We start from the raw sequence: 24,003 nt of genomic DNA on the forward strand, positions 1-24,003 counted from the left end.
CGATTGCGATGTTGGATCTCATACCGCAATCGCGGGGCAAGCCCGCTCCCACGGCGTTAGATGAACCTCGGGAGCACCACTCAATAATCCGCCGGCGCCTCCAGCAGCATCTGCCGGAATTCCGGCAGCGGCAGCGGCCGGCTGTGCAGGTAGCCTTGGTAAAGATGGCAACCGAGCCGTTCCAGAAACTCCAGTTGCTCGGTCAACTCGACACCTTCGGCGATAACCGCCAAGCCCAGGCTGCGCGCCATGGCGACGATGGCGCGTACGATCTCGGCGTCATTCGGGTCAACCGGCGCGTCGCGCACGAAGGTCTGGTCGATCTTCAATGCATCCACCGGCAGGCGCTTGAGGTAGGTGAGTGACGAGTAGCCCGTGCCGAAGTCGTCCATGGCGAAGCTGACGCCAAAGCGTTTGAGCTCGCGCATCTTGCTGATGGTGTCTTCCAGGTTCTGGATGACGATGCCTTCGGTGATCTCCAGCTTGAGCATGTGCCGCGGCAGGCGGTAGTCGTCGAGGCTGCGCAGCACCCGGGCGACAAAGTCGTTCTGGCGGAACTGCCGTGGGCTGATGTTGACGCACAGGCTGAAGTCGTCGGCGTCGATCAGCCCGTCCTCGAGCATGCGCGCGCAGGCGTCGCAGGCCTCGTCGAGGATCCAGCTGCCCACTTCCAGGATCAGCCCGCTTTCCTCAAGCACCTGGATGAACTGTGCCGGCGGTTGCTGGCCCAGTTGCGGATGGTGCCAGCGCAACAGCACTTCAGCGCCGACGATGTGGTTGTCACGGGCATCGACCTGGGGCTGGAAATGCAGTGCCAGCTCGCCGCGGGCCAGCGCCAGGCGCAGGTCGTTCTCCATGCGCAGGCGCTCGCTGGCGGCCTTCTGCATGGTGGTGTGGAACAGCTGGGTGGTATTGCGCCCGGAATCCTTGGCCCGGTACAGGGCGATGTCGGCGCGCTTGAGCAGGTCGGCGGGGGTGGCGCCGTGGTCCGGGATCAGCGCCACGCCGATGCTGGGTGTCACCTGCAGGCGCTGGCCATCCAGCGACATGGGTTCGGCCAGCAGTTCGCGCAGGGTGTCGGCCAGCTCGCGGACCTTGCTTTCCACCAGTTCGCGGCTGCCTTCCAGGCCGCTGATCAATACCACGAACTCATCGCCGCCCAGGCGTGCCACGGTGTCCTCGAGGCGCACACTGGCTTCCAGGCGGGCCGTAATGATCTTCAGCACGGCGTCGCCCACCGGGTGGCCGAGCGAATCGTTGATGTGCTTGAAATGGTCGAGGTCGAGGAACAGCAATGCGCCGCGCAGGTTGTGGCGCTTGAGCAGCGCAATCTGCTGGCTCAGGCGGTCCATCAGCAGGGCGCGGTTGGGCAGGTTGGTCAGCGGGTCGTGGTAGGCCAGGTGGCGAATCTGCGCCTGGGCGTTTTTCAGCAGGCTGACATCCCGTGCAGTGAGCAACAGGCAGTCGACTTCGTTGAGGCTGATCGGCTCCACCGACACTTCCACGGTGAGAATGTCGCCGCGCTTGTTGCGCCCGAGCATCTCGCGGTGATGGACCCGGCCGCGTGCCTTGAGCTCGTTGAGCAAGGCGCTGCGTTGCTTGTCGTCGGCCCAGATGCCCAGCTCATAGACCGTGCGGCCGACCACCTCGCTGGCGCTGTAGCCGGTCAGCCGGCAGAACCCATCGTTTACTTCCAGGTAGCGGCCGCTGCGCCGCTCGGTGATGGTGATGGCGTCGGGGCTGGAATGGAACGCCTTGGCGAATTTCTCCTCGCTGGCCTTGAGCGCCGCCTCGGCGCGCTGCTGCTGGGTGATGTCGCGCAAAGTGGTGACGCTGCAGGCCTGGCCGTCGACGCTGATCAGGCGGCTTGATATGACGCAGGTCAGTGGCCCGCCGTTGCGGTGGTTGACCCCGATCGCCACATTGCTCAGGGCCTGGTCGCGGATCACCCGTTCGATGCGCTGGGCGCGCTCGGCCGACTCGGCCCACAGGCCCAGCTGCTCGGCGGTACGGCCCAGCACCTGCTCGGCGCTCCAGCCGAAGGTCTGGCTGAAGGCCGGGTTGATCTCGATGAACTGGCCGGTGTCCTGGCGGGTCACGCAGATCGGGTCCGGGCTGACCTGGAACAGGCTGGCGAATTTTTCTTCCGAAGCCGTGAGGCGTTGTTCGCGCTCTACCTGGTCGGTGATGTCCAGCAGGGTGCCGGCCATGCGCAGCGGTTTGCCCTGCTCGTCACGGTACAGCCGCGCGCGGCTTTCGATAAAGCGCGTGGCGCCGTTATCCAGCTGCACCTGGTAGGTGATCTGGTAGTTGCCGGCCGGCCCCTCGCGCAGGCTGCGGTAAGCCTGGCGCATGGAGTTGCGTTCGTGTTCGGGCACCCCTTCGAAGAACGCATCGAAGGACTCGTGGAACGGCACCGGGTCGAGCCCGTGCAGTTGGGCGGCGCGGGCCGAGCCATAGAGCATGCCGCTGGGAATGTGCCAGTCCCAGGTGCCCAGCTGGGCCGAGTCCAGCGCCAGGTCGAGGCGCTCCTGGCTGTCCTTGAGCGCCTGCTCGGCGCGTTTGCGCTCGGTGGTGTCGACAAAGGTACTGATTAGGTAGGTGGTGCCTTCCAGTTCGATGCCCTGGGTGCAGAGGATGCCGTCGTGGACCTTGCCGCTGGTGGCGCGGAACTGCACCTCCATGGTCAGTGGGCCGCTGCCGGCGCGGGTGGCCTCCAGCACCTGGTGGCGCTGCTCGGGGTTGACCCACAGGCCCAGCTCGACACTGGTCTTGCCGACCACGTGGGCGCCGGGCCAGCCGAACATGTCTTCGAAGTGCTGGTTGACCTCGATGATCAGGCCGTCATGGCGGCGGGTGAGCAGGATGGCGTTGGGGCTGAGGTGGAAGAGGGTGGCGAAGCGCTTTTCCGAGTTGATCAGTGCGGTTTCCCGCTCGCGCTGGCGGGTGATTTCGCGGATCACCCCGATCATCTGCCGTCGGCCGTGGACGTCGTGGGTCAGGCTGCCGTTGATCTCCAGCCAGTGCACGCTGCCGTCCGGCCAGCGGATGCGGTGGCGCATGGCCTGCTCGATGGGTTCGCCATTGACCACGGCCTGGAACGCCTGGCGCGTGCGGGCACGGTCTTCATCGGGCAGCAGGTCGAGGTAGTCGACATCGTTGGGCAGTGGGCGCAGGGGGTCGAAACCGAACAGCGCCTGGGTGCCCCGTGACCAGCTGACCCGGCCGCTCTCGATATCCCATAGCCAGGCGCCCAGGTTCGCGCCGTTGAGTGCGGCCAGCAGTTGCGGGGCATTCTGCCAGGCCTGCTCCGATTCCTGAGGATCGACCGCAGGGATGCGCGGCAGGCGCGGAAAGCGGTTTGCTGATTTGGGCATCGGTACCAGACCTTTGGCGGATGTCGCGTCCTTGAGAAGTGTACTGCCGTACTGACGACCGGTCAGGCGGGCCCCGCGTGGCTGTCGAGCAGGGCCATGAAGGCCCTGGCCGCGTTCGATAGCGTGCGTTCTGTGTGCAAAATGTAGCCTAGCTGGCGCGACAGCTGTATGCCGGGCAGGGCGATGGACGCCACCTGCTCATCCAGCATAGTACGCGGCAGCACACTCCACGCCAGGCCGATGGAAACCATCATCTTGATGGTTTCCAGGTAGTTGGTGCTCATGGCGATATTCGGCGTCAGGCCCTGGCTTTCGAACAGGCGCTGGACGATGTGATGGGTGAAGGTGTTGCCGCCGGGGAAGACCGCCGGGTGCCGGGCCACGTCGGCCAGGCTGACCTGGCCGCTGCTGGCCAGCGGGTGTTCGGGCGCGGCGACGAAGTCGAGGGCGTCCTCCCAGACCGGGGTTGCCCTGACCAGGTGATGCGGCTCGGGAGCCAAGGTGATCACGGCAATTTCCGCGCGGCCATGGAGGATTTCATCGTAGGCGGCTTCTGAATCCATGAACTGGATATCCAGCGCCACTGCCGGGTGTTGCCGGGTGAACGCCCGCAGCACCGGTGGCAAGCGGTGCAGACCAATATGGTGGCTGGTGGCCAGGGTCAGGCGACCGCTCACCTCCCCGGTCAGGTTGGTCAGCGCGCGGCGAGTATCATCGAGCACGTTGAGGATCTGATAGGCACGGGGCAACAGGGCCCGCCCGGCTTCGGTCAGGCTCACTTCCCGCCCCAGCCGGTCGAACAGGCGTACGTCCAGTTGCTGCTCGAGCCCGGCGATGCGTTTGCTGATGGCCGGCTGGGTCAGGAACAGGCGTTCACCCGCGCCAGAGAAGCTGCCGGTTTCGGCAATCGCGATAAATGCGCTGAGGTTGGCCAGGTCCATGATTCAGATTCCTGATGGTTATGCAAAGCATGAAAATTATGAATTTGAGTTATTCAATCTATCGCCATAGCATCGTCCGTACAAGCCAAGGGGTCTTTGGCATAGAAAGACGCTGATGAGGAACAGTCTGATGGCTGGCAAAACGCTCTACGACAAACTCTGGGAAGCCCATGAGGTCAAGCGCCGCGATGACGGCTCATCCTTGATCTACATCGATCGCCACATCATCCACGAAGTGACGTCGCCCCAGGCCTTCGAAGGCCTGCGCCTGGCCAAGCGCAAGCCGTGGCGCATCGATGCCAACATCGCCACGCCCGACCACAACGTGCCGACCACGCCAGAGCGCAAGGGCGGTATCGAGGCCATCGTCGACCAGGTGTCGCGCCTGCAGGTGCAGACCCTCGATGAGAACTGTGACGAATATGGCATCGTCGAATTCAAGATGAACGACGAGCGCCAGGGCATCGTCCACGTCATCAGCCCCGAGCAGGGCGCGACCTTGCCGGGCATGACCGTGGTCTGCGGCGACTCGCACACCTCCACCCACGGCGCCTTTGGTGCCCTGGCCCACGGCATTGGTACCTCCGAGGTCGAGCACGTGCTCGCCACCCAGTGCCTGGTTGCCAAGAAAATGAAGAACATGCTGGTGCGCGTCGAGGGCCAATTGCCTGCCGGCGTCACCGCCAAGGACATCGTCCTCGCCGTGATCGGCAAGATCGGCACCGCCGGCGGCAACGGCCATGCCATGGAGTTCGCCGGCAGCGCCATCCGCGAGCTGTCGATGGAAGGCCGCATGACCATCTGCAACATGTCCATCGAAGCCGGCGCCCGTGTGGGCCTGGTGGCCACCGATGCGACCACCGTCGCCTATGTCGAAGGCCGCCCGTACGCACCGAAAGGCGAGCAGTGGGAGCGCGCGGTGGAATCGTGGAAGGACCTGGTGTCCGACGCCGACGCCGTGTTCGACACCGTGGTCGAGCTGGATGCCGCGCAGATCAAGCCGCAAGTCAGCTGGGGCACCTCGCCCGAGATGGTCCTGGCCGTCGATCAGCGTGTGCCGGACCCAGCCGCCGAGGCCGACCTGATCAAGCGTGGCTCGATCGAGCGTGCCTTGAAGTACATGGGGCTCAGTGCCAACCAGGCGATCACCGATATCCAGCTGGATCGCGTGTTCATCGGCTCGTGCACCAACTCGCGCATCGAAGACCTGCGCGCCGCGGCCGAAATCGCCAAGGGGCGCAAGGTTGCCTCCAGCGTCAAGCAGGCCATCGTCGTGCCGGGCTCGGGCCTGGTCAAGGCCCAGGCCGAGCGTGAAGGCCTGGACAAGATCTTCCTCGAAGCCGGCTTTGAATGGCGTGAGCCTGGCTGCTCGATGTGCCTGGCGATGAACCCGGACCGCCTGGAGAGCGGCGAGCACTGCGCGTCCACTTCCAACCGCAACTTCGAAGGCCGCCAGGGCGCCGGTGGTCGTACCCACCTGGTCAGCCCGGCCATGGCCGCCGCCGCCGCGGTGACCGGCCACTTCATCGATGTCCGCGAGTTGATCCAAGGGAGCGCAGCATGAAAGCCTTTACCCAGCACACTGGCCTCGTCGCGCCGTTGGACCGTGCCAACGTCGACACCGACCAGATCATCCCCAAGCAGTTCCTGAAGTCGATCAAGCGTACCGGCTTTGGCCCCAACCTGTTCGACGAGTGGCGCTACCTGGACGTGGGCCAGCCCTACCAGGACAACAGCAAGCGCCCGGTCAACCAAGAGTTTGTGCTCAACCACAAGCGCTACCAAGGTGCCAGCGTGCTGCTGGCGCGTGAGAACTTCGGTTGCGGTTCCAGCCGCGAGCACGCGCCATGGGCGCTGGACGAGTACGGCTTCCGCAGCGTGATCGCGCCGAGCTTTGCCGACATCTTCTTCAACAACAGCTTCAAGAACGGCCTGCTGCCGATCATTCTCGATGCCGCTGAAGTCGACGAGCTGTTCAAGCAGGTCGAAGCCAACCCGGGCTACCAGCTGACCATCGACCTCGATCCCCAGGCCGTGACCCGCCCGGATGGCAAGGTGCTGAAGTTCGAGATCGACGCGTTCCGCAAGCACTGCCTGCTCAACGGCCTGGATGACATCGGCCTGACCCTGCAGGACAGCGACGCGATCAAGGCCTTCGAAGGCAAGCACCGCGCCAGCCAGCCTTGGCTGTTCCGTGATGCCTGAAGTTTGTAGCTAGCAGTACTGGCCCTTTCGCGGGTCAAGCCCGCTCCTACAGGGAGAGGTGTCTCCTGTAGGAGCGGGCTTGACCCGCGAAAAGGCCGGAACAAGCAACAAAAAACAAAAGGATTTCGATATGACCAGCACCACCCACACCGACGTAGTCCAGCGCCAGTTCGGCGAACAGGCCAGCGCCTACCTCAGCAGCGCCGTGCACGCCCAGGGCAGTGAATTCGCCCTGCTGCAGGCTGAGCTGGCGGGGCAGGGGAATGCTCGAGTACTGGACCTGGGCTGTGGTGCCGGCCATGTCAGTTTCCACGTCGCACCGCTGGTCGGTGAGGTGGTCGCCTACGACCTCTCGCAGTCGATGCTCGACGTGGTGGCCGCTGCGGCAGCCGAACGCGGCCTGGGCAACATCACCACCGCGCGTGGCGCCGCCGAACGCCTGCCGTTCGCCGATGCCAGCTTCGACCATGTGTTCAGCCGTTATTCGGCGCACCACTGGAGCGACCTTGGCCTGGCCCTGCGCGAAGTGCGTCGGGTGCTGAAACCGGGCGGGGTGGCGGCCTTCATCGATGTCATGTCGCCAGGCAGCCCGCTGCTCGATACCTACCTGCAGACGGTCGAAGTGCTGCGCGACACCAGCCACGTACGCGACTACAGCGCCGCCGAATGGCAGCGCCAGGTCAGCGAGGCCGGCCTGCATGTGCGCAGCCACACTCGCCAGCGCCTGCGCCTGGAATGGCACTCCTGGGTCGAGCGCATGCGCACCCCCGACCCACTGCGCGTGGCTATCCGCCAGTTGCAGCAAGCCATGGGCGAGGAAGTGCGGCAGTATTACCAGATTGAGGCCGATGGCTCGTTCAGCACCGATGTGCTGGTACTCTGGGCCGAACGCTGATTATTCACGACGGGGCCGAGGCGGCCGCGTCGCTTTGATGGATAGAGGAAAGCATGAGCAAGCAGATTCTGATTCTCCCAGGTGATGGCATCGGCCCGGAAATCATGGCCGAGGCGGTCAAGGTGCTGGAGCTGGCCAACGACAAGTTCCAGCTCGGCTTCAGCCTCGCCCACGACGTGATCGGCGGCGCCGCCATCGACAAGCACGGTGTGCCGCTGGCCGACGAGACCCTGGAGCGTGCACGCCAGGCTGACGCCGTGCTGCTGGGCGCCGTGGGTGGCCCGAAGTGGGACAAGATCGAGCGTGACATCCGCCCTGAGCGCGGCTTGCTGAAGATCCGTTCGCAACTGGGCCTGTTCGCCAACCTGCGCCCGGCCATCCTCTACCCACAACTGGCCGATGCCTCGTCGCTCAAGCCGGAAATCGTCTCCGGCCTGGACATCCTCATCGTCCGCGAGCTGACCGGCGGCATCTACTTCGGTGCTCCGCGCGGCCAGCGCGAACTGGAGGGCGGCGAGCGCCAGGCCTACGACACCCTGCCATACAGCGAAAGCGAAGTGCGCCGCATCGCCCGCGTCGGTTTCGACATGGCCCGTGTGCGTGGCAAGAAGCTGTGCTCGGTGGACAAGGCCAACGTCCTGGCTTCCAGCCAGCTGTGGCGTGAAGTGGTCGAGGACGTGGCAAAGGGTTACCCGGACGTCGAACTGAGCCACATGTATGTCGACAACGCCGCCATGCAGCTGGTGCGCGCGCCCAAGCAGTTCGACGTGATGGTCACCGACAACATGTTCGGCGACATCCTGTCGGATGAAGCTTCCATGCTCACCGGTTCTATCGGCATGCTGCCTTCGGCATCGCTGGATGCCAATAACAAGGGCATGTACGAGCCGTGTCACGGTTCGGCGCCGGACATCGCCGGCCAGGGCATCGCCAACCCGCTGGCGACCATCCTCTCGGTGTCGATGATGCTGCGCTACAGCTTCAACCAGCAGGCGGCGGCCGAGGCCATCGAGCAGGCGGTCAGCCTGGTCCTGGACCAAGGCCTGCGCACCGGTGACATCTGGTCTGCCGGTTGCACCAAAGTCGGTACGCAGGAAATGGGCGACGCAGTAGTCGCAGCGCTGCGGAATCTGTAATCTCTCTGGCCCGCCACCAAAACCTGGTGGCGGCCCACTTTTAGCAAAGGTGTAGTTGCGATGAAACGTGTAGGTCTGATCGGTTGGCGTGGAATGGTCGGTTCCGTGCTCATGCAGCGGATGCTCGAAGAGCAGGACTTCGACCTGATCGAGCCAGTGTTCTTCACCACCTCCAATGTGGGTGGCCAGGGTCCTAACGTGGGCAAGGAAACTGCCCCGCTGAAGGACGCCTACAACATTGAAGAGCTCAAGACCCTCGATGTCATCCTGACCTGCCAGGGCGGCGACTACACCAACGAAGTCTTCCCCAAGCTGCGTGAAGCGGGCTGGCAGGGTTACTGGATCGATGCCGCCTCGTCGCTGCGCATGCAGGACGACGCCGTGATCATCCTCGATCCGGTCAACCGCAAGGTCATCGACCAGCAGTTGGATGCCGGTACCAAGAACTACATCGGCGGCAACTGCACCGTCAGCCTGATGCTGATGGGGCTGGGCGGCTTGTTCGAAGCCGGCCTGGTCGAGTGGATGAGCGCCATGACCTACCAGGCGGCCTCGGGTGCCGGCGCGCAGAACATGCGTGAGCTGATCAAGCAGATGGGCGCCACCCATGCGGCCGTGGCCGATGACCTGGCCAACCCGGCCAGCGCCATCCTCGACATCGACCGCAAGGTTGCCGAAGCCATGCGTGGCGAAGGCTACCCGACCGAGAACTTCGGCGTGCCGCTGGCCGGCAGCCTGATCCCGTGGATCGACAAGGAACTGCCGAACGGTCAGAGCCGCGAAGAGTGGAAGGCCCAGGCCGAGACCAACAAGATCCTCGGGCGCTTCAAGAGCCCGATTCCGGTCGACGGTATCTGCGTGCGCATTGGTGCCATGCGTTGCCACAGCCAGGCGCTGACCATCAAGCTGAACAAGGATGTGCCGCTGGCCGATATCGAAGGCATGATCAGCCAGCACAACCCTTGGGTGAAGCTGGTGCCGAACCAGCGTGAGATCAGCATGCAGGAGCTGAGCCCTACCAAGGTGACTGGCACGCTGAATATTCCGGTTGGGCGTCTGCGCAAGCTGAATATGGGGTCGCAGTATCTGGGGGCCTTCACTGTGGGTGACCAGCTGCTGTGGGGCGCGGCCGAGCCGCTGCGTCGCATGCTGCGGATTTTGCTGGAGCGTTGATCGTTCTGGGGTGATTTGTGGTTTGAGAGAACCCGTGCCATGAGAGTGGTGCGGGTTTTTTCATGGGGGCGGGGTTAGTTGTTGGTAAGTTTGTTGGTTTGTTGGTTTGTTGGTTTGTTGGTTTGTTTTGGAAGTTTTATGCGCATTCATTTGTGATGTCGACGCTTAGTCACCTTTCCGCCCTTACGGCGGCCTACTTTGGTCTTGGCCAAAGTAGGCAAAGCCGCTCGCTCCCATCATACGGCCCCTACGCTGCGCTTCGGGGTCCCTTCGCTCCGGCGTCCTCCGGGCCCGCGCGGCCTCCGACTTGCTGCGCAAGTCTACATCTCGCGCCTTCGGCTGCGCCGAAGGGTGCTGCGCACCAGGGCCCTCCAGACGCCTACGCTCAGCCTCCTGAAGTCGCGAAGTTAGGGGCGGCGCCTGGGCTGGCGTTAGCTGTCGCTAGTTGGATTGGGTGGGAACTCAGGATTGCAATCGCTGGCAAGCCAGCTCTCACAGGTTAGTGCGAACTTTCAGCCTTGCGCTGTACCTGTGGGAGCCGGCTTGCCGGCGATAGGGCCCGAACAAACAACACAGAAACAACAGCCAAACCTAGATAGCCGCATTACTGCTCTTGATCTGCTCTTGATCTGTTTTTGCTTTTGCTTCTAAGCGCGCAATAGTTCAGGCAACACAAATTGCGACTTCAGGAGGCCGAGTGGAGGTGACTGTAGGGCCCTGGTGCGCAGCACCCTTCGGCGTAAGCCGAAGGCGCGAGATGTAGACTTGCGCAGCGAGTCGTAGGCCGCGCGGGCCCGGAAGGCACCGGAGCGAGGGGACCCCGAAGCGCAGCGTAGGGGCCGTATGATGGGAGCAAGCGGTTTTGCCTACTTTTTCCAAGAAAAAAGTAGGCCGCCGTAAGGGCGGAAAGGTGACTAAGCGTCGCCATCGCCAACGAATGCGCATACATCTATCAAAACCCACACTCTCAAAGCCAAACCTATCTCCCACCCCACAATCCAAGTAAAGTGCCGCTCCCCGCCGTACCCGCTGAACAAAGAAGGAACCCGAGCCATGACCACCCCTGTAGATATCGCCGTAGTAGGCGCCACCGGCGCAGTCGGTGAAACCCTCGTGCAGATCCTCGAGGAACTGTCCTTCCCGGTGGCCACCCTGCACCTGCTGGCCAGCATGGAATCGGCGGGCAGCAGCGTCATGTTCGCCGGCAAGAAGCTCAAAGTCCGTGAAGTGGACAGCTTCGACTTCAAGCAAGTGAAACTGGTGTTCTTCGCCGCCAGCCCCGCCGTCAGCCGTAGCTTCGCACCTAAAGCCCAGCAAGCCGGCTGCACCGTGATCGACCTGTCTGGCGTGCTGGACGGGGCCGTTGCGCTGGTGCCGGAAGCCAACGCCGAGCGCATCGCCGACTTGCCGCAGCCAGCCCTCATCACCAGCCCCTGCGCAGGCGCGGTGGCACTGGCCGTGGCGCTGGCGCCCCTCAAGGGCTTGCTCGACATCGAGCGCGTTCAGGTCAACGCTTGCCTGGCCGTTTCGGCCCAAGGCAAGGAGGCGGTCAGCGAGCTGGCCCGGCAAACCGCCGAGCTGCTCAACGCCCGCCCGCTGGAGCCGCGCTTCTTCGACCGCCAGGTGGCCTTCAACCTGTTGCCGCAGGTCGGCGCACCCGACGAGCAGGGCCACACCGCCGTGGAGCGGCGCCTGGTCAGCGAGCTGCGCCAACTGCTGGGCCTGCCGCAATTGAAGATTTCCGTGTCCTGCATTCAAGTCCCGGTGTTTTTCGGCGATAGCTTCAGTGTGGCGGTGCAGAGCCGTCGCCCGGTCGATCTGGGCGCTGTGAACACCGCACTCGAAGCGGCCGAGAGCATCGAACTGGTCGAACCAGGCGATTATCCGACGCCGGTAGGTGACGCAGTGGGCCAGGACGTGGTCTATGTTGGTCGTGTACGTCACGGGATAGATGAGGATGAACAGCTCAACCTCTGGCTGACCACCGACAATGTGCGCAAAGGCGCGGCACTCAACGCCGTGCAGGTGGCGCAATTGTTGATTAAACACATGGCGTAAAAGATACTGACCAGCAATTTTGTCCTGCACCACAACAGGGTTTTTGGGACGGTTCTTACAAGGGAAGAGTTCATGCTTCGAATTCGCAAACTGGTACTGGCCATCGCGGCAGCCTCGGCGCTGTCGTCCGGCGTGGCGAATGCCTTGGGGTTGGGGGAGCTGACCCTGAAGTCGGCACAGAACCAGCCACTGGATGCCGAGATCGAGCTGCTCGACGTGCGCGACCTCACCGCAACCGAGATGGCGCCAAGCCTGGCGTCGCCGGAGGAGTTCGCCAAGGCCGGGGTGGCATACCCGACCTACCTCGAAGACCTGACCTTCACCCCCGTGATCAACCCCAATGGCCGCAGCGTGCTGCGCGTCACCTCCAGCAAGGCCTTGCCGGAGCCGGTGGTCAAGTTCCTGGTCCAGGTGATGTGGCCGCAGGGGCGTCTGCTGCGCGACTACAACGTGCTGCTCGACCAGGCCAAGGCCCAGGGCAGCCAGCCGTCCCAGGCCAACATCAACCCAGCGCAAAGCTCCGGCAGCTACACCACCAAACGCCGTGACACGCTGTGGCAGATTGCCGCGCGCAATACCCAGGGCGGCTCGGTCCAGCAGACCATGCTGGCGATCCAGGCGTTGAACCCGGATGCGTTCATCGGCAACAACATCAACCAGCTCAAGACCGGGCAGGTGCTGCGCCTGCCTGATCAGCAGCAGGTACAGAGCATTGCCCAGGGCGAAGCCAACCGTGAAGTGGCCGAGCAGTACGCCGCCTGGCGTGAAGGCCGACGCCTGGGGCCGCGCGCCCGCCAGCTGGACGCCACCCGCCGTGGCCAGGCCGGCGAGGCTCCGGCGCGTATCGCCCAGGGCGACAACCTGCGCCTGGTGGCCCCCGGCGGCAAGGGCGCCGCTGGCCAGGCCAAGGCGCTGAACGACAAGCTTGCCGTGGCCCAGGAAAGCCTGGATACCAGCCGTCGTGACAACGACGAGCTCAAAAGCCGCATGGCCGATCTGCAGAGCCAGCTGGACAAGCTGCAGCGGCTGATCGAACTGAAAAACGACCAGTTGGCGCGCCTTGAAGCTCAAGGCGCGGCACCGCAGGCACAGCCAAGTGAACCTGCACCGGCGCAGCCAGCCCTCAACGCCCAGTTGACGCCCGCTGAACCTGTGGTGGCGCCAGCGCCTGCTGCGGTCGATACCGCGCCGCCAACCACGCCGGCCACCAGCGAAGCACCTGCTGCCCAAGAGCAGGGCGCGCTCGATGAACTGATGGGCAACCCGCTGCTGCTGGGGCTGATCGCCGGCTCGGCGTTCCTCGCCCTGTTGCTGTTGCTGCTGCTTTTGGCGCGCAAGCGCAAAGCCCAGCAGGAAGCTGAAAAACACCTGCGCATGGCTCGCGCCCTGTCTGAAGAGGGTGAGCGTGCCCCGGACCTGGACCTGCCGCCGGACAGCTTCGCCGGCCTGGACGTCTCGGCGCCCAGCGTCACCCTGTCGCCTGCAGTAGTCGCCGCCTCGGCGGCGGCGGCAACGGCTGCCGAGATACCTGCGCCTGCGCCAGCGCCTGCCGCCCCCGCAGTGGACCCGCGCGCCGCGCTGTTCGCCGAGGTTGATGAGAGCCTGGCCCGTGGTCGCCTGAACCATGCCGCCGACCTGCTCGAAGCCGCCGTCGCTTCCGAGCCGCAGCGCAGTGACCTGCGCCTGAAGCTGATGGAAGTGTATGCCCGTCAGGGTGACCAGGATGCCTTTGCTGGCCAGGAGCGCAAGCTGGCGCCAGGCGAGCAGAATCAGGCCGAAGTCGCCTCGCTCAAGGAGCGCTTCCCGGCGATGCTCGGCGTCGCGGCGGTGGCGGCTGGTGCCGCAGCCCTGGCTGCCGAGCTGGACGAACAATACGTCCAGGAGCTGTTGCAGGACCCGGCGCCGGCTGCCGTCGAAGCCGAGCCTGAGCCGGCAGTGGAGCCCGAAGCCGTTGCCGAGGCCTTCCCGGAGCCTGAGCCTGAACCGGCCCCGGTTGCTGAAGACGATCTGGACAGTGCCTTCGACTTGAGCCTGGGTGATGACCTGCCGGAAGAAGACCCTCTCGATCTGACTGCACTGGAAGAGGCGGTGTCGGCTGCTGCGCTGCCACAGGCCGATGCTGCGCCTGCCGTCAGCGAAACCGATGCCGACGATGATTTTGAAGCCCTGTTGGCCCAAGCCCAGGCTCAGGCCCCGGAGCAGCCGCAGGCCCTCGATGATCTCGCCGATTTCGACCTTGATGTGGGTGAGCCAGAGACCTCGGCCAGCAGCGAGGAGCCGGCAGTGGATGTGGCGGCCGAGTTGGCGGCCTTCGAAGCCATGCCCGAGTTCGACCCGATTTCCGAGCTGGAGCTGCCGGACGACTTCGACCTGTCGCTGTCGCTGGATGACGACTCGCCGGCGGCGCAGAAATTTGCTTCCGAACTGGACGACGTCAACGCCGAGCTCGACAAACTGTCGCAAAGCCTCGATGCGCCAGACAATGCGCCAAGCTTCACCGCCGAAGACGCCGCCCAGGAGCCGGAACCGCTGGATGACCTGGACTTCGACTTCTTCTCCGGTACCGACGAAGTGGCCACCAAGCTGGACCTGGCGCGTGCCTACATCGACATGGGTGACCATGACGGCGCTCGCGACATCCTCGACGAAGTGGCCAAGGATGGCGATGAGAACCAGCGCCAGGAAGCCAACGAGATGCTCTCGCGCCTGGTCTGATCGCTGAAACGATCGCGGGGGGGGAGAAGGGGACAAAACAAAAAACAAAAAAAGAAAAAGGGAGGGGGGGGTGGCAAGCCCGCTCCCACGACAGCCCTGCAATGAGGGGCGCGTGGGGGCGGGCTTGCCCCGCGATCGTTTCGGCCATCATGCGGTTTGCCGCTATACTGCCCGCCTTTTCGTTTCATCATCAGGTTTCACGTTCTTGGACATCATCGACAACGCCGCCGCCGAATCAGCGGCCGAAGGTTTCACCCGCATCGCCCTGGGCGTGGAATACAAAGGTTCGCGCTACCGCGGCTGGCAGCGCCAGGCCAGTGGTGTGCCCAGCGTCCAGCAAGCACTCGAGCAGGCGCTGTCGAAGGTGGCCAACGAACCGATCAGCGTGATCTGTGCCGGGCGCACCGACGCCGGGGTGCATGGCTGCGGGCAGATCGTGCATTTCGATACCCAGGCCGTGCGCGATGAGCGCGCCTGGACCCTGGGCACCAACTTCAACCTGCCCCACGACATCAGCGTGGTCTGGTCCAGGCCGATGCCTGCGGATTTCCATGCCCGCTTCAAAGCCAATGCGCGGCGCTACCGCTATGTCATCTACAACGACCCGATCCGTCCGGCCCACCTCGCCGAGGAAGTGACCTGGAACCATCGGCCGCTGGATGTCACGCGCATGGCCGAAGCCGCGCAGTACCTGCTCGGCACCCATGACTTCAGCGCCTTCCGCGCCAGCCAGTGCCAGGCCAAGTCGCCGGTCAAGCACATCCATCACCTGCGCGTTACCCGCCATGGCCAGATGATCGTGATCGATGTGCGTGCCACCGCCTTCCTCCATCACATGGTGCGCAACATCGCCGGCATGCTGATGGCCATCGGAACCGGCGAGCGCCCGGTGGAATGGGCCCGCGAGGTGCTCGAGGGGCGTGATCGCCGCGCGGCGGGGGTGACCGCGCACCCTTATGGGTTGTACCTGGTGAAGGTCGAGTACCCGCCCGAGTACGAGCTGCCGCAGCGTTACATCGGCCCACACTTTCTCACCGGTTTCGAGGCGTTGTCGGACTGACGGAGCAAAGGTCATTTGCTACCATCGGCGCTTTCATCGATCACTCAAGGTTCGCTGTCCATGAGCAAGGTTCGCAGCAAGATCTGCGGGATTACCCGCATCGAGGACGCCCTCGCCGCTGTCGAGGCCGGCGCCGATGCCATCGGCCTGGTGTTCTATGAAAAAAGCCCGCGGGCCGTGGACGTGCGCAAGGCCCGGGCGATCGTCGAGGCCTTGCCGCCCTTCGTGACGACCGTGGGCCTGTTCGTCAATGCCTCGCGTTGCGAGCTGAACGAGATCCTCGAAGTCGTTCAACTGGACCTGCTACAGTTCCACGGCGATGAAAGCCCGGCTGACTGCGAGGGTTACCATCGCCCCTGGATCAAAGCCCTGCGTGTACGCCCCGGCGATGACCTCGAGGCGGCCTGCAAGCTCTACGCCGGCGCCCGCGGCATCCTGCTGGACGCTTATGTGCCCGGCATCCCGGGGGGAACCGGCGAAGCGTTCGACTGGTCTTTGATACCGCAACACCTGAGCAAACCGATCATCCTGGCTGGCGGCCTGTCGGCCGACAATGTCGCCCAGGCCATCCGCCAGGTGCGCCCGTACGCGGTGGATGTCAGTGGTGGCGTGGAGCAGGCCAAGGGCATCAAGGATGCCGTGAAGATCGAGGCCTTCATGCAGGCAGTGCGCCAGGCGTGATGGCGGATGTGACGGCTGGCCGCGCGCCATCGTCCATAGGTTTCGCAGCCCGATGCTGCCAGGCCGCGCCTGCAAGGCAGCGGCTCAGGCCATCGGCGTAATTATTGGAGGTGGGGCGGTACATGGCGCAGTCATGGCCGGCCCATCGTCGTTTCAAAGCAGAATTTGAGCTCAAGGGCAGGGTGGGGCAGGCAACGCCTCCCGCCCGCCATTACTGGAGAAAGAAAGCATGAGCAACTGGTTGGTAGACAAACTGATCCCTTCGATCATGCGTTCCGAGGTGAAGAAGAGCTCGGTGCCCGAAGGGCTGTGGCACAAGTGCCCGTCCTGCGAGGCCGTGCTTTACCGTCCGGAGCTGGAAAAGACCCTCGATGTCTGCCCCAAGTGCAACCACCACATGCGCATCGGCGCACGTGCGCGCATCGACATCTTCCTCGACCAGGACGGCCGTGCCGAACTGGGTGCCGACCTGGAGCCGGTCGACCGTCTGAAGTTCCGTGACGGCAAGAAGTACAAGGACCGCCTGACCGCTGCCCAGAAGCAGACCGGCGAGAAAGACGCACTGATCTCCATGAGCGGCACCCTGATGGGCATGCCGATCGTGGTCAGCGCCTTCGAATTCTCCTTCATGGGTGGTTCGATGGGTGCCATCGTCGGCGAACGCTTCGTGCGCGCTGCCAACTACGCCCTGGAGAACCGCTGCCCGATGGTGTGCTTCTCCGCCTCCGGTGGTGCGCGCATGCAGGAAGCGCTGATCTCGCTGATGCAGATGGCCAAAACCTCGGCGGTGCTGGCGCGCCTGCGTGAAGAAGGCATCCCGTTCATCTCGGTGCTGACCGACCCGGTCTATGGCGGCGTTTCCGCCAGCCTGGCAATGCTCGGTGACGTGATCGTCGGCGAGCCCAAGGCACTGATCGGCTTCGCCGGCCCGCGGGTCATCGAGCAGACCGTGCGCGAGAAACTGCCAGAAGGCTTCCAGCGCAGCGAGTTCCTGCTGGAGCACGGCGCCATCGACCTGATCATCTCCCGTGACGAGCTGCGTCCGCGCCTGGCCCGCCTGCTGGCCCAGATGACCGGCCAGGCTACCCCGGCAGAAGCCCGTGAGGCGGCTGCGGTAGCGTGATGAGCCAGCGCAACCTGGGCGAGTGGCTCGCCTACCTCGAACAGTTGCACCCTACGGCCATCGACATGGGCCTGGAGCGTTCCCGGCAGGTGCTGGCGCGCCTGCAGTTGGGCAAGCTGGCGCCTCGCGTGGTGACGGTCACCGGCACCAACGGCAAAGGCTCCACCTGTGCTTTCGTGGCCTCGCTGCTGCGCGCCCAGGGGCTCAAGGTCGGGGTCTACAGCTCGCCGCACCTGTTGCGTTACAACGAGCGCGTGCTCATCGATGGCGTCGAAGCCAGCGATGAGCAGCTGTGCGAAGCCTTTGTCGCCGTCGAGGCGGCGCGCGGCGCTACCTCGCTGACCTATTTCGAGATGGGTACCCTGGCGGCGTTCTGGCTGTTCAGCCAGTCGCAACTGGATGCCGTGGTGCTCGAGGTGGGCCTGGGCGGCCGGCTGGATACGGTCAATGTGGTGGATGCCGACATTTCGCTGGTCACCAGCATCGGTGTCGATCATGTCGACTACCTGGGGGACACCCGCGAATTGGTGGCCTTCGAGAAGGCCGGGATCTTCCGCCAGGGCAAACCGGCCCTGTGCGGTGACCTGGACCCGCCGCAACCCTTGTTGGACAAGGCGAGCGAGCTGGCTTGCCCGTTGTTCCTGCGCGGGCGCGACTTCGACCTGGCCAGTACCGACAACCACTGGCATTGGCGCGGCAGCAAGGCCGACGGAACGCAGCTTGAATTGCGCGACCTGCCGTTGCTCGACCTGCCCATGGAGAACGCAGCGCTAGCCCTGCAGGCTTTTGCGCTGATGGACCTGCCGTGGGATGAGGCACTGGTGAAGCAGGCGCTGCTGGACACCCGTATCACCGGTCGGCTGGATCGGCGCTCGCTGGTATTCAAGGGCAAGCGCGTTGAGTTGCTGCTGGATGTGGGGCACAACCCGCATGCGGCCGAGTATTTGGCGCGTCGCCTGGCGGCCCGTCCGCCGAAAGGTCGACGCCTGGCTGTTTTCGGGCTGTTGGCCGACAAGGATCTGCAGGGTGTGATCGAGCCTTTGCAGGGGCTGGTCGGGCATTGGGCAGTGGCGCCGCTGGATACGCCGCGCAGCCGCCCGGCTGAGGAACTGGCCAAGGCCTTGACGAACCTCGGTGCGACAGTGAAGTCTCACCCCAGCGTCGATGCTGCCCTGGAAGGGCAGTGCGCCCAGGCGACGGCGGATGACCAGATCCTGCTGTTCGGTTCGTTTTTCTGCGTCGGCGAGGCCCTGGCCTGGCTTGAACGGCAGGCCCCAGAGGATGGAGTAGATGGCAGTGCTGGATAAAGGGATGAAGCAGCGCATGGTCGGTGCGCTGGTACTGGTGGCGCTGGCGGTGATCTTCTTGCCGATGCTGTTCACCCGCGAGGACGAGATGCGCCAGGTGCGCGTCGAGGCGCCCCAGGCGCCTGCCATGCCGAGCCTGCCTCAGGTGCAGGTCGAGCCGGTAGCGGTGCCGGAGCCGCAACCATTGCCGGAGCAGGTTGATCCAGCGCCGGTGGTGATCGATGAATCGACGGCGCCAGTAACCACGCCAAGCCAGCCCATCGCGCCAGTGCCTCAGGCCCAGGTGGCTGTTGCGCCCAAGCCGCAGACGCCGGTGCCGACGCCAAAGGTTGAAGCCCGCCCAGCACCAGCGCCCGCACCTGCCCCGGCAGTCACTGCGGCGGCGAGCAAGCCGGCCGTGCCAGGCAAGATCGACGTCAACGGTCTGCCGGTAAGCTGGTCGATCCAGCTGGCCAGCCTGTCCAACCGCGCCGGTGCCGAAAAACTGCAAAACACCCTGCGTAGCCAGGGCTACAACGCCTACATCCGTTCGGCCGGTGGCATGAACCGGGTGTATGTGGGGCCGTTGATCGAGCGCGCCGAGGCCGAGCGCGTGCGTGACGTGATCAATCGCCAGCAGAATCTCAAGGGGATTCTGGTGCGCTTCCAGCCCGAGCGCGGCTGAAGTCATCGCAGGGCAGGTCGCAGCGGCGCACCGCCGCTCCCACGGGTTTTGAGGGTTGTGCAATCCCTGTGGGAGCAACTGTCTGCTGTTGCCTGTGCTGGCCTTATCGCTGGCAAGCCAGCTCCCACAGGTATGGCATTAGTCCTGAAGGTCATGTGATCCCTGTGGGAGCCGGCTTGCCGGCGATAGGGCCTCGGCAGGCGCTACGGCCCGAACTGCAAGGTGCAAAGCTGTCCCTGGAGTCAGCCTGCAGCCCTTCAAACACCTGACATTCCGCTTACCCCAAGCCCTCCGCTCTGGTAAAATGCGCCGCCTCAAACGTCGGCAGGCAGCACCGTGGCATTTACCTGGGTTGATTGGGCGATCATCGCGATCATCGCCGTTTCCTCACTGATCAGTCTCAAGCGCGGCTTCGTCAAGGAAGCCTTGTCTCTGGTCATCTGGATTGTCGCCGGGGCGCTGGCCTGGATGTTCGGTGGCTCGCTCTCGGTCTATCTCGAAAGCTACATCCAGACGCCCTCGATGCGCACCATCGCCGGCTGCGCCATTCTTTTCGTCGCCACCTTGCTGGTGGGGGCAATGCTCAACTTCCTCATCGGCGAGCTGATCCGCGTGACCGGGCTGTCCGGTACCGATCGCTTCCTCGGCACGGCGTTCGGCGCCGCGCGCGGGGCCTTGCTGGTGGTGGTGGCTGTCGGGCTGCTCAGCCTGGGGCCGGTACAACAGGATCCGTGGTGGCAGGAATCTCGCCTGATACCACAATTTCTATTGGTAGCCGACTGGTCGAAAAACCTGATTCTCGGGTTCACCGGCCAGTGGATGTCCAGTGGGGTCAGCGCACCCGTTGACCTTCCGTTCAAGGAACAGCTGCTCGGGCCTGCAAAGCCCTGAGCGCTATTCACTCAAGTTTCATCAAAGTAGGGGTTGCGTCGCATGTGTGGCATCGTCGGTATCGTCGGTAAGTCGAACGTCAATCAGGCGCTGTATGACGCGCTTACGGTCCTCCAGCACCGCGGCCAGGACGCTGCCGGTATCGTGACCAGCCATGACGGCCGGTTGTTCCTGCGCAAGGATAATGGCCTGGTGCGCGACGTCTTCCAGCAGCGCCACATGCAGCGCCTGGTTGGCACCATCGGTATCGGCCACGTGCGTTACCCGACCGCCGGCAGCTCCACCTCGGCCGAGGCCCAGCCGTTCTATGTCAACTCGCCGTACGGCATCACCCTGGCGCACAACGGCAACCTGACCAACGTCGAGCAGCTGGCCAAGGAGATCTACGAGTCCGACCTGCGCCACGTCAACACCAACTCCGACTCCGAAGTGCTGCTGAACGTGTTCGCCCATGAACTGGCGGTGCGCGGCAAGCTGCAGCCTACCCAGGAAGACGTGTTCGCCGCGGTCTCCCACGTGCACAGCCGCTGCGTCGGCGGTTACGCGGTGGTGGCGATGATCACCGGCTACGGCATCGTCGGCTTCCGTGACCCCAACGGCATCCGTCCGGTGGTGTTCGGCCAGCGTCACACCGACGAAGGCGTCGAGTACATGATCGCCTCGGAAAGCGTCGCGCTCGACGTGCTCGGCTTTACCCTGATCCGTGACCTGGCACCAGGCGAAGCGGTGTACATCACCGAAGAAGGCCAGCTGTTCACCCAGCAGTGCGCGAACAACCCCAAGCTGCAGCCGTGCATCTTCGAGCACGTCTACCTGGCCCGCCCGGACTCGATCATCGACGGCGTCTCGGTGTACAAGGCGCGCCTGCGCATGGGCGAGAAACTGGCCGAGAAGATCCAGCGCGAGCGCCCGGACCATGACATCGACGTAGTCATCCCGATCCCGGACACCAGCCGCACCGCCGCGCTGGAGCTGGCCAACCACCTGGGCGTGAAGTTCCGCGAAGGCTTCGTCAAGAACCGCTACATCGGCCGTACCTTCATCATGCCCGGCCAGGCTGCGCGCAAGAAATCGGTGCGCCAGAAGCTCAACGCCATCGAGCTGGAATTCCGCGGCAAGAACGTGATGCTGGTGGACGACTCGATCGTGCGCGGCACCACCTGCAAGCAGATCATCCAGATGGCCCGTGAAGCCGGCGCCAAGAACGTCTACTTCTGCTCCGCGGCCCCCGCGGTGCGCTACCCCAACGTCTACGGCATCGACATGCCGAGCGCTCACGAACTGATCGCCCACAACCGCACCACCGAACAGGTGGCCGAGTTGATCGGCGCCGACTGGCTGATTTACCAGGACCTGCCGGACCTGATCGAATCGGTCGGTGGCGGCAAGATCAAGATCGAGCACTTCGATTGCGCGGTGTTCAACGGTGAGTATGTCACCGGCGACATCGACGATGCCTACCTCGAGCGCATCGAGCAGGCCCGTAACGACCTGGCCAAGGTGAAGACCCAGGCAGTCAGCGCGATCATCGACCTGTACAACAACTGACTTTGGGAGCGACGGCATGACGGATCAATGGGATGCCGGGCGACTGGACAGTGACCTCGAGGGTGTCGGTTTCGACACCCTGGCGGTCCGCGCCGGTCAGCACCGCACACCGGAGGGCGAGCACAGCGAAGCGCTGTTCCTGACCTCCAGCTATGTCTTCCGCACGGCCGCCGACGCCGCCGCGCGTTTCGCCGGCGAGACGCCGGGCAACGTCTATTCGCGCTACACCAACCCGTCCGTGCGCGCCTTCGAAGAGCGCCTGGCGGCAATGGAAGGTGCCGAGCAGGCCGTGGGTACTTCCACCGGCATGGCGGCGATCCTCGCCGTGGTGATGTCGCTGTGCAGTGCCGGCGACCACGTGCTGGTGTCGCAGAGCGTGTTCGGCTCGACCATCAGCCTGTTCGAAAAGTACTTCAAGCGCTTCGGCGTGCAGGTGGACTATGTGCCGCTGGTCGATCTGAACGGTTGGGAGCAGGCCATCAAGGCCAACACCAAGCTGTTGATCGTCGAGTCGCCGTCCAACCCGCTGGCCGAGCTGGTGGACATCACCGCGCTGGCCGAGATTGCCCATGCCCGTGGTGCCATGCTGGTGGTGGACAACTGCTTCAGCACCCCGGCCTTGCAGCAGCCGCTCAAGCTTGGCGCCGACATCGTGTTCCATTCGGCCACCAAGTTCATCGACGGCCAGGGCCGTTGCATGGGTGGCGTGGTCGCTGGGCGCAGCGAACAGATGAAAGAAGTGGTGGGCTTCCTGCGCACCGCCGGCCCGACCCTCAGCCCGTTCAATGCCTGGATCTTCACCAAGGGCCTGGAGACGCTCAAGCTGCGCATGCGTGCCCATTGCGAGAGCGCCCAGCGCCTGGCCGAGTGGCTCGAACAGCAGGACGGTGTGGAGAAGGTGCACTACGCCGGGCTGCCGAGCCATCCGCAGCATGAGCTGGCCAAGCGCCAGATGAGCGGTTTCGGCGCGGTGGTCAGCTTCGAGGTCAAAGGTGGCAAAGAGGGCGCCTGGCGCTTCATCGATGCTACTCGGGTGATCTCGATCACCACCAACCTGGGCGACAGCAAGACCACCATCGCCCACCCGGCCACCACCTCCCACGGCCGCTTGTCGGCGCAGGAGCGTGAAGCGGCGGGCATCCGTGACAGCCTGATCCGCGTCGCCGTCGGCCTGGAAGATGTGGCTGACCTGCAAGCCGATCTTGCCCGCGGTCTGGCGGCGCTGTGATCGACTGGAAGGGTGGCGAGCCTGGCCATAACGGCCGGGTGGCCCTGGTTACCGGTGCCGCGCGCGGCATCGGCCTGGGCATCGCCGCCTGGCTGATCTGCGAAGGTTGGCAAGTCGTCCTCAGTGACCTGGACCGCCAGCGTGGCGCCCGGGTGGCCAAGGCGCTGGGCGACAATGCCTGGTTCGTCAGCATGGATGTTGCCGACGAAGCCCAGGTCAGTGCCGGGGTGTCCGAAGTGCTCGGGCAGTTCGGCCGGCTGGATGCGCTGGTGAGCAATGCGGCCATCGCCAATCCGCACAACCAGACGCTGGAAAGCCTGTCGCTCAGCCAGTGGAACCGTGTGCTGGCGGTCAACCTCAATGGTCCGATGCTGCTGGCCAAGCATTGCGCACCGTACCTGCGCGCCCATGGCGGTGCCATCGTCAACCTGACCTCTACCCGTGCCCGGCAGTCCGAGCCGGATACGGAAGCCTATGCGGCAAGTAAAGGCGGGCTGATGGCACTGACCCACGCCCTGGCGATGAGCCTGGGGCCGGAGATCCGTGTCAATGCCGTCAGCCCCGGCTGGATCGATGCCCGTGACCCGTCGCAGCGTCGAGCCGAGCCCCTGACTGAGGCCGACCATGCCCAGCATCCGGCGGGCAGGGTAGGGACGGTGGAGGACGTGGCGGCCTTGGTGGCATGGTTGCTGTCGCGCCAGGCAGGGTTCGTCACCGGCCAGGAATTCGTGGTCGATGGCGGCATGACCCGCAAGATGATCTACACCTGAGCTGTAAGTTATTGAGAAACAAGAGAAAGGGCCGTAAGGCCCTTTTTTGTTGCCTATGTCCCGTGGGAGCGGGCTTGCCCCGCGATGGGCCCGGCAGTCCCAGCCTGGACGACCACCTGGCCACCTTCTGCTTTTTTGCCCTTTTTTAAAAAAAATTCAATGGGGCTATTGACTTAGCATCGGTACCTGCGTAAATTTCGCGGCCTCAGCGAAGCAAACGCAACAAGCAAC

At 64.3% G+C, this 24,003-nt stretch carries 18 protein-coding genes; 16 read left to right on the forward strand and 2 right to left on the reverse strand.

What is annotated here, in order from left to right:
* Nucleotides 1-80: 80 nt before the first annotated feature.
* Nucleotides 81-3,377, reverse strand: coding sequence for a PAS domain S-box protein (locus ACO6VM_RS22935; protein WP_401057881.1), 3,297 nt, complete (start codon nucleotides 3,375-3,377; stop codon nucleotides 81-83).
* 62 nt (nucleotides 3,378-3,439) lie between these two features.
* Nucleotides 3,440-4,318 carry a LysR family transcriptional regulator gene (locus ACO6VM_RS22940; protein WP_153789263.1) on the reverse strand — a complete coding sequence of 293 codons (879 nt, stop codon included), beginning with the start codon at nucleotides 4,316-4,318 and terminating at the stop codon, nucleotides 3,440-3,442.
* 130 nt (nucleotides 4,319-4,448) lie between these two features.
* On the opposite strand from ACO6VM_RS22940, the gene leuC reads away from it, so the two are divergent.
* From leuC to ACO6VM_RS23020, 16 genes are all read left to right on the forward strand, one after another.
* Nucleotides 4,449-5,882 (forward strand): 3-isopropylmalate dehydratase large subunit, encoded by a 1,434-nt coding sequence (leuC, locus tag ACO6VM_RS22945; RefSeq protein WP_401057883.1) that lies wholly within the window; start codon nucleotides 4,449-4,451, stop codon nucleotides 5,880-5,882.
* Nucleotides 5,879-6,523 carry a 3-isopropylmalate dehydratase small subunit gene (leuD, locus tag ACO6VM_RS22950; protein WP_401057885.1) on the forward strand — a complete coding sequence of 215 codons (645 nt, stop codon included), beginning with the start codon at nucleotides 5,879-5,881 and terminating at the stop codon, nucleotides 6,521-6,523. Before leuC ends, leuD begins: the two co-directional genes overlap by 4 nt.
* Before the next feature lie 130 nt (nucleotides 6,524-6,653).
* Entirely contained in the window at nucleotides 6,654-7,418 is a 765-nt protein-coding gene (locus ACO6VM_RS22955; protein WP_401057886.1) for a class I SAM-dependent methyltransferase, read from the forward strand.
* A gap of 53 nt (nucleotides 7,419-7,471) precedes the next feature.
* Nucleotides 7,472-8,554 carry a 3-isopropylmalate dehydrogenase gene (gene leuB, locus ACO6VM_RS22960; RefSeq protein WP_110996458.1) on the forward strand — a complete coding sequence of 361 codons (1,083 nt, stop codon included), beginning with the start codon at nucleotides 7,472-7,474 and terminating at the stop codon, nucleotides 8,552-8,554.
* Nucleotides 8,555-8,614: 60 nt separating this feature from the next.
* Nucleotides 8,615-9,727, forward strand: a complete 1,113-nt coding sequence (gene asd / locus ACO6VM_RS22965; RefSeq protein WP_110996459.1) for an aspartate-semialdehyde dehydrogenase — start codon at nucleotides 8,615-8,617, stop codon at nucleotides 9,725-9,727.
* Nucleotides 9,728-10,780: 1,053 nt separating this feature from the next.
* Entirely contained in the window at nucleotides 10,781-11,785 is a 1,005-nt protein-coding gene (locus tag ACO6VM_RS22970; protein WP_422403855.1) for an aspartate-semialdehyde dehydrogenase, read from the forward strand.
* Nucleotides 11,786-11,857: 72 nt separating this feature from the next.
* Entirely contained in the window at nucleotides 11,858-14,500 is a 2,643-nt protein-coding gene (locus ACO6VM_RS22975) for a FimV/HubP family polar landmark protein (protein WP_401056786.1), read from the forward strand.
* A gap of 205 nt (nucleotides 14,501-14,705) precedes the next feature.
* Nucleotides 14,706-15,560 carry a tRNA pseudouridine(38-40) synthase TruA gene (gene truA, locus ACO6VM_RS22980; protein ID WP_401056787.1) on the forward strand — a complete coding sequence of 285 codons (855 nt, stop codon included), beginning with the start codon at nucleotides 14,706-14,708 and terminating at the stop codon, nucleotides 15,558-15,560.
* A 60-nt stretch (nucleotides 15,561-15,620) separates the two neighbouring features.
* Entirely contained in the window at nucleotides 15,621-16,241 is a 621-nt protein-coding gene (locus tag ACO6VM_RS22985; protein ID WP_401056788.1) for a phosphoribosylanthranilate isomerase, read from the forward strand.
* 229 nt (nucleotides 16,242-16,470) lie between these two features.
* Nucleotides 16,471-17,364 carry an acetyl-CoA carboxylase, carboxyltransferase subunit beta gene (gene accD / locus ACO6VM_RS22990; protein WP_110995840.1) on the forward strand — a complete coding sequence of 298 codons (894 nt, stop codon included), beginning with the start codon at nucleotides 16,471-16,473 and terminating at the stop codon, nucleotides 17,362-17,364.
* Nucleotides 17,364-18,671, forward strand: a complete 1,308-nt coding sequence (gene folC / locus ACO6VM_RS22995) for a bifunctional tetrahydrofolate synthase/dihydrofolate synthase (RefSeq protein WP_422403856.1) — start codon at nucleotides 17,364-17,366, stop codon at nucleotides 18,669-18,671. The genes accD and folC overlap by 1 nt, the downstream gene beginning before the upstream one ends.
* Nucleotides 18,655-19,335 (forward strand): SPOR domain-containing protein, encoded by a 681-nt coding sequence (locus ACO6VM_RS23000; protein WP_401056790.1) that lies wholly within the window; start codon nucleotides 18,655-18,657, stop codon nucleotides 19,333-19,335. Before folC ends, ACO6VM_RS23000 begins: the two co-directional genes overlap by 17 nt.
* 336 nt (nucleotides 19,336-19,671) lie before the next feature.
* On the forward strand, nucleotides 19,672-20,226 hold the full coding sequence (locus tag ACO6VM_RS23005; RefSeq protein ID WP_125463266.1) for a CvpA family protein: 555 nt from the start codon (nucleotides 19,672-19,674) through the stop codon (nucleotides 20,224-20,226).
* 42 nt (nucleotides 20,227-20,268) lie between these two features.
* The gene (gene purF / locus ACO6VM_RS23010; RefSeq protein ID WP_401056791.1) at nucleotides 20,269-21,774 is read left to right on the forward strand and encodes an amidophosphoribosyltransferase; all 1,506 of its coding nucleotides are present in this window, start codon (nucleotides 20,269-20,271) and stop codon (nucleotides 21,772-21,774) included.
* Between the two features lie 16 nt (nucleotides 21,775-21,790).
* Nucleotides 21,791-23,002: an O-succinylhomoserine sulfhydrylase gene (locus ACO6VM_RS23015; protein ID WP_422403857.1), complete on the forward strand. Its 1,212-nt coding sequence runs from the start codon at nucleotides 21,791-21,793 to the stop codon at nucleotides 23,000-23,002.
* Nucleotides 22,999-23,772 carry an SDR family oxidoreductase gene (locus ACO6VM_RS23020; RefSeq protein ID WP_125857920.1) on the forward strand — a complete coding sequence of 258 codons (774 nt, stop codon included), beginning with the start codon at nucleotides 22,999-23,001 and terminating at the stop codon, nucleotides 23,770-23,772. Before ACO6VM_RS23015 ends, ACO6VM_RS23020 begins: the two co-directional genes overlap by 4 nt.
* Nucleotides 23,773-24,003 lie beyond the last annotated feature (231 nt).

It is taken from the genome of Pseudomonas sp. GZD-209 (assembly GCF_049310485.1).
Classification (GTDB): Bacteria; Pseudomonadota; Gammaproteobacteria; order Pseudomonadales; family Pseudomonadaceae; genus Aquipseudomonas; species Aquipseudomonas sichuanensis.